The 11,990-nt window shown below is 67.2% G+C and carries 12 protein-coding genes; 6 read left to right on the top strand and 6 right to left on the bottom strand.

The features are described 5' to 3' along the window. Nucleotides 1-95: 95 nt before the first annotated feature. From RSO01_RS43395 to RSO01_RS43375, 5 genes are all read left to right on the top strand, one after another. On the top strand, nt 96-1,937 hold the full coding sequence (locus tag RSO01_RS43395; RefSeq protein ID WP_147156835.1) for an adenylate/guanylate cyclase domain-containing protein: 1,842 nt from the start codon (nt 96-98) through the stop codon (nt 1,935-1,937). Between the two features lie 71 nt (nt 1,938-2,008). Further along, complete coding sequence (locus tag RSO01_RS43390; RefSeq protein WP_147156834.1) at nt 2,009-3,193, top strand: DUF3300 domain-containing protein; 1,185 nt, start codon at nt 2,009-2,011, stop codon at nt 3,191-3,193. Further along, entirely contained in the window at nt 3,190-4,104 is a 915-nt protein-coding gene (locus RSO01_RS43385) for a DUF2950 domain-containing protein (protein ID WP_218037643.1), read from the top strand. The genes RSO01_RS43390 and RSO01_RS43385 overlap by 4 nt, the downstream gene beginning before the upstream one ends. A 26-nt stretch (nt 4,105-4,130) precedes the next feature. Next, complete coding sequence (locus RSO01_RS43380) at nt 4,131-4,349, top strand: YMGG-like glycine zipper-containing protein (protein ID WP_174825995.1); 219 nt, start codon at nt 4,131-4,133, stop codon at nt 4,347-4,349. Nucleotides 4,350-4,364: 15 nt separating this feature from the next. After that, on the top strand, nt 4,365-4,694 hold the full coding sequence (locus RSO01_RS43375) for a hypothetical protein (RefSeq protein ID WP_147156833.1): 330 nt from the start codon (nt 4,365-4,367) through the stop codon (nt 4,692-4,694). 72 nt (nt 4,695-4,766) lie between these two features. On the opposite strand, the gene RSO01_RS43370 is transcribed toward RSO01_RS43375, so the two are convergent. From RSO01_RS43370 to RSO01_RS43350, 5 genes are all read right to left on the bottom strand, one after another. Continuing rightward, complete coding sequence (locus RSO01_RS43370) at nt 4,767-5,384, bottom strand: glutathione S-transferase family protein (RefSeq protein WP_147156832.1); 618 nt, start codon at nt 5,382-5,384, stop codon at nt 4,767-4,769. A gap of 16 nt (nt 5,385-5,400) precedes the next feature. Further along, nucleotides 5,401-6,147, bottom strand: a complete 747-nt coding sequence (locus RSO01_RS43365) for a hypothetical protein (protein WP_147156831.1) — start codon at nt 6,145-6,147, stop codon at nt 5,401-5,403. A gap of 19 nt (nt 6,148-6,166) precedes the next feature. Then, a complete protein-coding gene (locus RSO01_RS43360) occupies nt 6,167-6,877 on the bottom strand; it encodes a hypothetical protein (protein WP_147156830.1) in 711 nt (236 codons plus the stop codon). A gap of 21 nt (nt 6,878-6,898) precedes the next feature. Then, nucleotides 6,899-9,871 (bottom strand): DNA polymerase I, encoded by a 2,973-nt coding sequence (polA, locus tag RSO01_RS43355; RefSeq protein WP_147156829.1) that lies wholly within the window; start codon nt 9,869-9,871, stop codon nt 6,899-6,901. A gap of 97 nt (nt 9,872-9,968) precedes the next feature. Then, nucleotides 9,969-10,505 (bottom strand): TetR/AcrR family transcriptional regulator, encoded by a 537-nt coding sequence (locus RSO01_RS43350; protein WP_147156828.1) that lies wholly within the window; start codon nt 10,503-10,505, stop codon nt 9,969-9,971. A 73-nt stretch (nt 10,506-10,578) separates the two neighbouring features. Between RSO01_RS43350 and RSO01_RS43345 the strand changes: the two genes are divergently transcribed. Beyond that, nucleotides 10,579-10,968 (top strand): hypothetical protein, encoded by a 390-nt coding sequence (locus RSO01_RS43345; protein ID WP_147156827.1) that lies wholly within the window; start codon nt 10,579-10,581, stop codon nt 10,966-10,968. Here the strand turns inward: RSO01_RS43345 and RSO01_RS43340 are convergent. After that, entirely contained in the window at nt 10,952-11,752 is an 801-nt protein-coding gene (locus RSO01_RS43340) for an enoyl-CoA hydratase/isomerase family protein (RefSeq protein ID WP_147156826.1), read from the bottom strand. The genes RSO01_RS43345 and RSO01_RS43340 overlap by 17 nt on opposite strands. Nucleotides 11,753-11,990 lie beyond the last annotated feature (238 nt).

Here is an 11,990-nt window from a genome sequence, read left to right as displayed (position 1 = left end):
AATCAGGGCTGCTGCCTAGCTAACAGCTTGCCCCCTGCGCGGCTTCCGCGCAGGGGAGGCGAACCCACAGCCGGAACGACGTATGATGTTCCGGCGTGACGACCCTGACCTCCAATGGAGCCGCGGCAAGACAGCGTCTGCGCCTACCGCTGATCGCAGCGCTGGCGCTTGCCTTCATCTCGCTGTCGCTGATCTCGGGCATCGCCTACATCGTGGTGCTGGCGGGCGCCACCAACACCGCTGAGAAGTTCGTGCTCGACCGGGCGGGCCGCGTCGTCGACGCCCAGGTGGCCTCGATCAAGATCAGGCTGGATGCCGTCACCGATCGCCTGCAGATGGTGGCCGCGCTGGCCGGCAGCGGTCGCCTCGACATCAGCTCGCCGGTCGACATGCGCGAGGCGCTGTGGGTGATGATGACCCAGGTGCCGGCGATCTACAGTGCCGCCTTCGCCACCTTCGACTTCAAGTATGTGCGCGTCAGCCGCCGCCCCGACGGCCAGGTGATCCGCGACACCATCTCGCTCGCCGATCTGCCGCGCGGCCTGGAACGCTTCCGCGAATTGCAGACCTCGCACGTCACCTTCTGGGGCGCGCTGTTCTGGGATGAAGCCCTGAAGCAGCCGGTGCTCAACGTGCGCACGCCGATCCGGCGCATCGACGACGCCTTCATCGGCGGCCTGGTGGCCACGGTGGCGCTCGGCGACCTGTCGGTGCTGATCGGCGAGGCGAGCCATGAAAGCGAGGGCCGATACTTCATCCTGGTCGGTCGCGACCGTGTGCTGGCGCATCGCCGCCTGGTCGATCCGCGCGGCCTGGGCCTCAGCGCCGAGCGCGAGTTGCCGACGATCAAGGAGGTCGACGATCCGGTGCTGGCGCGGATCTGGTCACCGCCCGTCCGTACGCCGCTGCTCGGCCGCAGTCTGGGTGACATCGGGCATGTCATCGAGGCCGAGGGCCGACGCTGGCTGTTCGTCTACCGCAAGCTGGAAGGCTACAGCCCCGAGCCCTGGCTGGTCGGACAGTACCTTCCGCTGGAGGAGGCCAGCACCGACCTCGACCGGCTGACCAACGGCGCCATCGTCGGCGGCGCCACGCTCGCCGTCGCGGCCCTGCTGGCGCTGCTGATCGGCCTCTCCATGGCGCGCTCGATCCGCACCATCACATCGGCGGCCGAGTCGATCGAGCGCCTGGAATTCGACCAGCCGTTCCATCGCAGCTCGCGGCTGCGCGAGATCGACGATGCCGGCCACAGCCTCGACAAGGCGCGCGGCGCCTTGAAATGGTTCGGCGCCTACGTGCCGCACCGCCTGGTGTTCCGGTTGATGGAGCTCGGCGAGGATGCGGTGCGCTCCCGTCGCCGCAACGTCACGGTGATGTTCTCAGACATCGTCGAGTTCACGCCGCAGGCCGAGGACCTGCCCGAGCAGCAGACCGCCGAGCTGCTCAACCATCACTTCGCCCTGCTCGGCGCCTGCATCGACCACGAGCAGGGCGTGATCGACAAGTACATCGGCGACGCCGTGATGGCGGTGTGGGGCGGGCTGTCGCGCATGGAGGACCATGCCGACCACGCGGTGCGGGCGGCGTTGGCCATCGCCCGCGTCATTGCGGAGGACAATGCCATGCGTCGCGCCGCCGGCCAGCCGCCTATCCGCGTGCGCATTGGGCTCCATTCGGGTCCGGTGGTGGTCGGCAATATCGGGGCGCCGGGCCGCGTGAACTTCACCGTGGTCGGCGACACCGTGAATATCGCCCAGCGCTTCGAGCAGCTCGGCAAGGAGTTCATGAAGGATGGCGAGGAGATCGTCGTGCTGGCGAGCGGCAGCACCCTGGGTGCAGTCCGAGACCAGGATGCTCTTGGCCTCGGGTCGCTCAAGCCGGAGCAGCGGATGGTCAAGGGCCACGACGATCCGGTCGAGGTGTACCGCTTGGCGTGATGCGCTGGACGGGAAGTATCCTCTACCGCTAGTGTGCGCCAACGTCATCGAGCACTAAACAAAGGCGATCCATGAAACGGCGTCATCTGCTGGGCGTTTCGGCTCTGGCCCTGACGCTGGGGCCAGCCGGCCTTTGGGCGCAGGACTCCAAGAAGCCCTTCACGCCTGAGCAGCTCGATCAGATGCTGGCGCCGATCGCGCTCTATCCCGACGCCCTGCTGTCGCAGACGCTGATGGCCGCGACCTATCCCCTGGAGGTGGTCGAGGCGGCGCGTTGGACGCAGGCCAATCCCAACCTCAAGGGCGACGCCGCGGTCGCCGCGGTCAAGGACAAGAGCTGGGACGTCAGCGTGAAGTCGTTGGTCGCCTTCCCGCAGGTCCTGTCGATGCTGAACAACAACCTCGATTGGACCCAGAAGCTCGGCGACGCGATGATCGGCCAGCAGAAGGACGTGGCCGATTCCATCCAGCGGCTGCGCGCCAAGGCCGCCGCGGCCGGCAACCTCAAGACGACGCCGCAGCAGAAGGTCACGACGCAAACGTCGGGATCCAACAGCGCCATCGTCATTGAGCCGGCCAATCCCGAAGTCATCTACGTGCCGTATTACAATCCGACCTGGGCCTACGGGCCGTGGCCTTATCCCGCCTATCCGCCGGTCTACTATCCGCCGCCGCCCAACTACGGCGCGGCGTTGATGACCGGCATGATGTTCGGCTTGGGCGTCGCGGCCGGGGCGGCGATGTTCGGCGGCTGGCACTGGGGCTATGCCGGCGGCGGCTGGGGCGCCAGCTACACGACCGTCAACGTCAATCGCGCGACCACGATCAGCGCCAACAACTTCGATGCCAACCGCTATCGCGACGGCCAGTGGAACCACGACCCGGCGCATCGCGACGGCGTGCCCTACCGCACCCAGGCCGAGCGCGAACGCTACAACCAGGCACGGCCGGGCGCCCAGCAGCGTGAGCAGTTCCGCGGCCAGCTCGACGGCACCAATCGTTCGCAGACTGCCACCAATCGTGAGCAGGCGGCGACGAACCGCGAACAGGCCACGACCAACCGCGAGCAGGCGAACCGCAACACTCAGCAGCGCGGCAGCGAGGGCCGCTCGAGCGCTTTCGATGGTGTCGATCGCGGTGGGCAGGTAAATCGCGACTACGACCGCGGTCGCTCGTCGTGGGGTGATCGCAGCTTCGACCGCGGCGGCGGCTTCGACCGAGAAGGTGGATTCCGCGGCGGAGGATTCCGGCGATGAGCGCGATGTTCCGGCGCGGCCTGCTGGCCGCCGCCCTCTCCTTGGGCTTCGCCGCCGGCGCGCTCGCCCAGACGGCAAAGCTGCAGGGCTTTCCGACGCCTGACGCGGCGGCCAACGCGCTCGCCGAAGCGGTGCGCAAGAACGACCGGCAGGCGATCGGGGCGATGTGGGGCGCCAACTGGCGCGACTTCGTGCCCGGCACCGACAACGACGTGCAGCGCCGGCGCGGCATCTTCCTCACGGCATGGGACGAGAACCACAAGATCATGATGTCGGGCGACGCCAAAGCGCAGATCGAGGTCGGCAAGGCCGGCTGGACCCTGCCCATTCCACTCGCCAAGGACGGCGCGGAATGGCGCTTCGACATCGCCGCCGGGCTGAAGGAGATGGTGTTCCGCCGCATCGGCCATGACGAAGCCTCGGTCATCCAGACCCTGCTCGCCATCGTCGACGCGCAGTCCGACTACGCGGCGGAGGATCCGATGAAGACCGGGGCGCCGGTCTATGCGCGCCGCCTGCTCAGTTCGCCGGGCAAGAAGGACGGGCTCTACTGGGATGCCAAGCCGGGCGAGCCGCAGAGTCCGCTCGGGCCGGCGGTCGCCAAGGCGCAGGCCGATGGGCAGTCGCCCGACGGCCATTACGGCTACTATTTCCGCCTGCTCTATTCGCAAGGGGCGGCGGCGACCGGCGGCAAGCGCGACTACGTCGTGAACGGCCGCATGATCGGCGGCTTCGGCGTGATCGCCTGGCCGGTGCGGTACGGCGACACAGGCGTGATGACCTTCATCGTCAACCAGGACGGCGTCGTCTATCAGCAGGACCTCGGTCCGCAGACGGCCGAAAAGGCGGGCGTGATTGCATCCTTCAACCCGGACAAGGGCTGGGTGAAGGCGGACATGACGCCTCCCTGAGGGAGGCGAAGCAGCGGGAGCAGACCATGATCAAAACGAAAATCCTCTCACTCCTCGTCGTGGCCGGGTTCCTCGGCGGCTGCGAGAACATGACGACGGGCCAGAAGGGCGCGTTGACCGGTGCGGCGCTCGGCACCGGCATTGCGGCCGTGGCTGGCGGCAGCTTCGGCACGGTCGTCGGCGCCGGCCTGATCGGCGGCGCCGTGGGCTATCTCGGTGGCAGCGCCATCGGCGACAACCGGTAAGCAGGAGAGAGCATCATGAAACTCTTGTTCGTTGCTGCCGGTCTCGGTGCGGCGCTACTGGCGTCGGGCGCAGCTCAGGCCCAGCCGCTCAACTTCGACCAGGCCGCCTACATCACCTGCAAGGAAGCGCATGCGATGAATCCCGAGGCGCGCAAGGCGCTGGCGGTGTACCTGGCCGAGCATGCGGCCCGCTATCGCGGCGTGATGGTTCCCGACGGCCCGATGGGCGCCCAGCTCGCCCATCTGGTGCGCGGCGGCTGCACGCTGGCGCCGGATGCCTACCTGTTCACGGTGATCGACCGCGCAATCCTCGCCGAGCAGAAGAGCCTGCCGAAGAGGCAGTAGTCTTTGCTGGGAGCGCGGGCCTCTGGCCCGCTCATGAGCTTGAGCGGGCCAGAGGCCCGCGCTCCCGTATGACTACGTCAGCTTGATCATGATGTGCTTGGCGTAGGCCGGCCGCATGGTGAGTCGCTCGTACCAGGCGCGCACGTTCTTGAGGTCAGGGCGCTCGATGTCGAGTGCGTACCAGCGATAGACGAAGCAGCCGACCGGGATGTCGCCCATGGTGAAGTGCTGCCCGCCGACATACTTGCGTCCCTCCAGCCAGCCGTCGAGCCGGCCGAACAGGCGGCCCGCATCCTCGGCCGCCCTCTTGATCGCCGCCATGTCGCGCTTCTCCGGCGGCGTGCGGATCAGGCCCCAGAAGCAGATGCGCATCGGCTCCGAGATCGTGCTGAGCTGCCAGTCCATCCAGCGGTCGGCGTCGCTTCTCTGACCGGGATCGTTGGGCCACATCGTGCCCGCGGCATACTTGGCCGAGAGATAACGCACCGCCGAGTTGCTCTCCCAGATCACGTGCCCGCCATCATTGATGGTCGGCACGACACCGTTCGGATTCATGTCGAGATACCATTTCTGGTCGTTGCCGCCGAAGGCGCCGCCGACATCAGTGCGCTCGTGGGTGATGCCGCACTCGTCGGCGGCCCACAGCACCTTCTGCACGTTGATCGAATTGGCGCGACCCCAGATCTTCATCGCTCGTCTTCCCCTTTCAGCATTCCCATTTCGGTGAACCGGCACCCAGCCGCAGTAGCTGCTTGGTGTTGGGCTTGTCGCCGGGCTGCGGCGACACTCCCTCGAAACGCACCTGCGAGTCATCGACCCAGACGGGCCTCGGCCGCAGGAAGGCATTGGAATCTGCGTCGCCGCACGTCGGCATCTCCGAAACCTCGAGCACCGCCGGTGGATCGCCGCTGAGATCGATGAGGTTGAGCTCGACACCTGCCATCAGGTTGGATGTCAGGGCGACGGCGCGGCGCCCTGACGGCGACAGCACCGGCACCGCCGTCACCCGCGTCGTGCGTCCATCCCGCTCCGAGATCAGGTAGGCCATGCCGTCCTCGTAGAGCCCGACATTCACGACGTAGAGGCGCTGGGTGGGCCACCACGCCGCCAGGCGGTGAACGCGGAAGCGCTCGGCCTCGCAGGCGGCCTGATCGTTGCAGTCGGTGATCTTCAGTGTCCGCCCATCCTGCAGCTTGAGTCGAAGGATGGGCCCGTCGCGCGACGCGCGGTCGGGCACCTTGGACACCACCGCCGCGTCCGACTGGTCGACAGGCTTCGCTCCCGGGATTGGCGCGCAGCAGGGCTGGGCCTCGACGGTCATCTTCGAGCCCCACAGCAGGCCCTTGGAGGGCAGGGCCGTGCGCTCGTTCTGCTTCTCCGTCTGAGCGTGAGATGCCCCGGCGAAGAAAACGAAGACGGCAGCCAAAGCCGCAGCGGCGCGGATCACCCTCATGGCTCGTCTCTCCTCGGTTTCAGCATTGCCATTGGCCCTTGCCATCCTCGACCCGCAGAAGCTGCTTGGTGTTGGGTTTATCCTCAGGCAGGGGCGACTCGCCTTCGAAAGTCACATGCGTCTCGTCGGTCCAGACCGGGATCGGCCGCAGGAACGAGTTCGGGCCGGCGCCGTTGCAGTCCGGCATCGTCGTGATCTTGGTCGCCGTCGGCGGATTGCGGCTGAAATCGAAGATTTCCAAGTCGACGCCCGACATCAGGTTCGACACCAGGGCGACGGCCTGGCGGCCGGACGGCGACAGCAGGGGCGGTGCGGTGGCGACGAAGGTGCGGCCGTCGCGCTCCGACACCAGATAGGCCACGCTCTCCTCGTAGAGGCCGACCAGCACGACGTAGAGCCGATGCTGCGGCCACCAGTCGACCATGCGGTGGATGCGTGTGTCGTCCGCCTCGCAGCCGCTCTGGTCGTCGCAGTCGGTCAGCTTGAGCGTGCGATTGTCGGCGAGCTTGAGCATCAGGGTGCGGCCGTCACGCGCCGCCACGCCGGCCCACTTCGCCAGCGCCGCGGTGTCGGGATGGATGACCCGGGCGTTGCGGCTCGCCCCGCAGCAGGGCTGGTTCTCGATCACGGCCTTCGAGCCGTGCAGGCGCCCCTTGGACGGCAGCTCCCATTCCCGCGCCGGGTCCTGAGCCTGTGCCGCAGTCGCGACCAGCCCGACAGCGACAAGCACGGACCATAGCCGCCGCATGGCCTAGTGCGCCGCTGCCCAGTTGTCGCCGACGCCGGTTTCGACCACCAGCGGCACCGACAGCGTGGCCGCGCCCTCCATCACCTTGCGGGCGACCTCCTTGGTCTTGTCGATCTCTTTGTCCGGCACTTCGAACAGCAGCTCGTCATGCACCTGCAGCAGCATGCGGCCCTTCAGCTTGGCGGACGTGAGCGCGGCCGGGAGCTTGATCATCGCCTTCTTGATGATGTCGGCGGCGCCGCCCTGCAACGGCGCGTTGATCGCCGCGCGCTCGGCGAAGGCGCGCATGCCCTGGGCCTTCTCGTTGATGTATTTCAGGTGGATCTTGCGGCCGAACGGCGTCTTCACGAAGCCGTTTTTGCGGGCGTAGTCCTTTGTCCGCTCCATGTAGTCGCGGATGCCGGGATACCGCTGGAAGTACTTGGCGATGTAGTCCCGCGCCTCGGGCTGGCCGATGCCGAGCTGGTTGGCGAGGCCGAAGGCCGAGATGCCGTAGATGATCCCGAAGTTGATGGCCTTGGCGCGCCGGCGCACCAGCGGGTCCATGCCCTTGACCGGCACGCCGAACATCTCGCTGGCGGTGATGGCATGGATGTCGTCGCCGCGCGCAAAGGCTTCCTTGAGCGACGCGATGTCGGCGACGTGCGCCAGCAGGCGCAGCTCGATCTGCGAGTAGTCGGCCGACAGAAGCTTATGGCCGGCCTCGGCGATGAAGGCCTGGCGGATCTTGCGGCCTTCCTCGGTGCGCACCGGGATGTTCTGCAGGTTGGGATCGGTCGAGGCGAGCCGTCCCGTCGCCGCGCCGGTCATCTGGTAGGAGGTGTGCACGCGGCCGGTCTTGGCGTCGAGCTCGCGCACCAGCGCATCGGTGTAGGTGCCCTTGAGCTTGGCGATCTGCCGGTGCTCCATGATCTTGACAGGCAGCGCATGGCCCTGGGCCGCGAGGTCCTCCAGGATGCTGACGTCGGTCGCCCACGAGCCGTTCTTGTTGCGCCGGCCGCCGGGCAGCTTCTGCTCGTCGAACAGGATCTCGCCGAGCTGCTTGGGCGAACCGACATTGAACGGCCGGCCGGCGAGCTTGTGCAGCTCCTGCTCGAGCTCGAGCATGCGCTTCTCGAACTCGGACGAGAGCTTGCGAAGCTGCGGTGCGTCGACCTTGATGCCCGCCTGCTCCATGCTGAGCAGCACGGGGATCAAGGGCCGTTCGATCGTCTCGTAGACGCCGACCATGTGCTCGTGGGCCAGCCTGGGCTTGAACTGCGCCCACAGCTGCATGGTGACGTCGGCATCCTCGGCGGCGTAGTCGCGCGCCTTGTCGATCGGCACCTTGTCGAAGCTCACCTGCTTGGCGCCGCTGCCCGCCACGTCGGAGAACTTGATGGTGTCGTGGCCGAGATAGAGCTTGGCGAGGTCGTCCATGCCGTGATTGTGCTTGCCGGCATCGAGCACGAAGGACAGCAGCATGGTGTCGTCGACCGGACTGACCTCGATGCCGAGCTGGCGGAACACGCACATGTCGTACTTGATGTTCTGGCCGACCTTGAGGACCGTCGGGTCCTCGAGCAGCGGCTTCAGCTTGGCGATCGCGTTCTTGAGCGGGATCTGGCCAGGCAGCAGGCTGCCGGCATCCTTGGCGCCGCCGTCGCCGGTGAGATCGAGCGCGCCCTGTGCCTCGCCGGCGGGCGTGCGATGGCCGAGCGGCACATAGGCTGCCCGCCGCTTGGTCGAATTGACGTTGCCCCACGGGCCGTCGAGCAGGGCGAGCGACACGCCGACCAGACCGCTGTTCTGCGCGTCGAGCGCGTCGGTCTCGCAGTCGAAGGCCACGGTGCCGGCCTTGGTCGCCTCGGCGATCCACTCATCGAGCGCCTTCTCGTCGGTGATCAGCTCGTAGTCGGCGGCAGTGAAGGGCTGGTTGGACTTGGGCCGCGGCGCGGCCGGCGTGGCCTTGGGTTCCGATGCGGGCAGGGTGGGCTTGGCGGCGGGCGCCGCCGGTGCGACGGGCGCCGTCGCCTCGCCCAGCTCGCCGGTGTAGCGCGCTAAAAGGCTCTTGAAGCCCTGCTGCTCCAGCCAGGGCAGCAGCACATTGGGGTCGGGCTTCCTCTTGTCGAAGCTGTCGGGATCGGCCGGCGTCGGCACGTCGTCCCTGAGCGTGACGAGCTTGCGCGAGATGCGCGCCAGCTCGGCGTTCTGCTGCAGGGCTTCGCGCCGCTTGGGCTGCTTGATCTCGCCGGCGCGGCTCAGCAGCGTCTCGAGGTCGCCGTACTCGTTGATGAGCTGGGCCGCGGTCTTGACGCCGATGCCCGGCACGCCCGGCACGTTGTCGGTCGAATCGCCGGCCAGCGCCTGCACGTCGACCACCTTGTCCGGCGTCACGCCGAACTTCTCCATCACCGCCTCGGGCCCGAGCTTGGTCTTCTTGATCGGGTCCATCAGCTCGACGCCCGGCCGCACGAGCTGCATCAGGTCCTTGTCGGACGACACGATGGTGCAGGTGGCGCCGGCCTCGACGGCCATGCGGGCGTAGGTCGCGATCAGGTCGTCGGCCTCGTAGCCCTTGAGCTCGCACACCGTGACGTTGAAGGCGCGGGCCGCCTCGCGGATCAGTGGGAACTGCGGGATCAGGTCCTCGGGCGGCGGCGGGCGATTGGCCTTGTACTTGTCATAGATCTCGTTGCGGAACGTCACCTCGCCGGCATCGAGGATCATGGCGATGTGGTCGACCTCGGGCTTATCCAGAAGGTCGGCGACCAGCATGCGGCAGAAGCCGAAGACGGCGTTGATCGGCACGCCGTCGGGCCGGTTCATGGGCGGCAGCGCGTGATAGGCGCGGAACAGGTAGCCCGATCCGTCGACCAGGTAGAGATTGCGGATCGGCTTGTTGTCGCCGTTCGGAGCCGGCTGGGCCGCCGCCTTGGGCGCCGCGCCGTTGTCCTTGGCTGCCGCCTTGGCAGCCGGTGCCTTCGATTTCGCCATGCCCAAGGCCTAGCACGCGACGGGCCGGACTCTCCAGCACGCCCATGTGCACAGTCGATGTTTGAATTCGTGTCGCCCCTACTTGGGCTCTGGACATTCACTTTTCAAACAGGTCGGTGATGTCGTCCAAGGCGGCCGGCGCGATCGCAGCGTGGCGCGGATCCATGACCATGCGCTGGCCCAGAAACGCCCAATAGAGAAAGGCCGCCCGACGCTGCGCCTTCTGGCCCTCCACCCCGGCTGCCGCCAGCATCCTGGCGATGTAGGCGACCCGTCGGGCATCGACCGAGGAGACGATCGCGGCCACCTCGCGATCTTCGGCGGCCCACGACCTTATGGCGCGGTCCAGGCTGCGCCTGGTCGCGAAGGCGCGGCGCATCAGCTGCTTCAGGCGATCCGGCCGGTCCTTCTGGGCCTCGAGATCCCGAATGACGCGGTCGGTCGCCTCCTCCTGCCAAGCCTGCAGGAGCTGTGCGCGAAAGTCGGCGATGTCGCGGAAGTGCCAGTAGAAGCTGCCGCGCGAGACCTTCAGGCCGTCGGCCATCGGCCCGACCTTCAGGGCGTTGGCGCCCTCGGCCGCGAGCGTGAGCAGGCCGTGGCTGATCCAGTCGGATTTGGCGAGGCGATCGGTCATGGACGGACCATACACAAGTGTATTGACGGCAGCCATGTCGCGCGGCATACCGACCATACAGAGGTGTATGGTCATGAATTGGCAAAATGCTGCCCTGGCCATGGCCGGGGTCATCGGCGGCTTCACCGCCGTCATCCATGGCGTCCTGATCCAGCGGCTGGTGGTCCGGCCGGTCGAAGCGACCTTTCTTGCCGAGCCGCGGACGCCGGAGGCGATCCGGCGGCTCGTGCCGCTGCTCATGCAGTTCAGCACGTTTGCCTGGCTTCTGGGCGCGTTTGCCTTGGTCGTTGCGGCACGCTGGTTCGAGCCGCAGGCGCGGCTGGTCACCGGCCTGCTGGTCGGCGGCCTCTACCTGTTCGGCGCGCTCGGCAATTTCTGGGCAACGGGCGGCCGCCACCCGGGATGGATGCTGATGGCGGCGGCGCTGGCGCTGATCGCGGTGGGCGTCACTTCACCGAGTTGAGCGTCGGCAGCCGGTAGCGGTCCTCGGGATCGTTCCAGCCCTTGAAGTTGGGTTTGCGCTTCTCGGCGAAGGCGGCGCGCGATTCCATGAGATCGCTCTTGGCGCCATGCTCGTGCAGGGCGTCGGCGAGCTTCTGCATGTCGGGGCCGGGCGCCGGCCGCATCTGGCGCATCATGTGCACGGTGTTGACGCGCGAGGCCGGCGGCAGGGTGAGCAGGTGCTCGGCCATCTTCAGCGCCTCGGGCATCAGGTCGGCGGCGTCGACCAGCCGATTGAGGAACCCGATCTCGTAGAAGCGCTGCGCCGTGAAGCGGAAGCCCAGCGCCATCTCCATGGCGATGGGGTAAGGCACGTTGGCGATGTGGCCGTGATTGTAGCCGCCCAGCAGCCAGCGCTTGGCCTCGGAGACCTCGAACAGCGCCTCGCGCACGGCGAGCCGGAGGTCGGTGCGCTCGACCAGCATGAAGCCGCCACCCATGGCATGGCCGTTAACCGCGGCGATCACCGGCTTCTCCAGCGCGCCGCTCATGAACGGGTCTTCCTGCTTGGGCCGCTCGCCGCCGGCCTTGCCCTTCTCCAGCGATTCCTTCATGTCCTCGCCGGCGCAGAAGCCGCGGCCGGTGCCGGTGAAGATCGCGACCTCGAGCTCCTTGCTGTGGCGGAAGTCGGTCCAGACCTTCGCCAGCTCGGTGCGCAGCTCGGTGTTGAGCGCGTTCAGCCGCTCGGGCCGGTTCATGCGTACTACGAGCACCTGCCCGTGACGTTCGGTTTCGACGACGGCCATGTCTGTTCTCTTCGTGCTGGTTGGTTGCGGCCGAGTTTGCCGCCGTCCAGACCCGGCAAGCAAGGCTTGCCTGCCGCCGTGCGGTCGGTCTCTATCACGCGCGGGGTCGATGAGATTGCCTGCACTGCTGGCACGGCACCCGACCCCGGAGAATTAATGCGCCAAACGACCGCCTATGGAGCGCAAAAACTAAAACCGTAGTTGACCCGTTAAATCACTTAAGTTATATTGACCTCGT

Source organism: Reyranella soli (genome assembly GCF_007992495.1).
Classification (GTDB): domain Bacteria; phylum Pseudomonadota; class Alphaproteobacteria; order Reyranellales; family Reyranellaceae; genus Reyranella; species Reyranella soli.
This window is presented reverse-complemented; position numbering and strand designations above follow the sequence as displayed.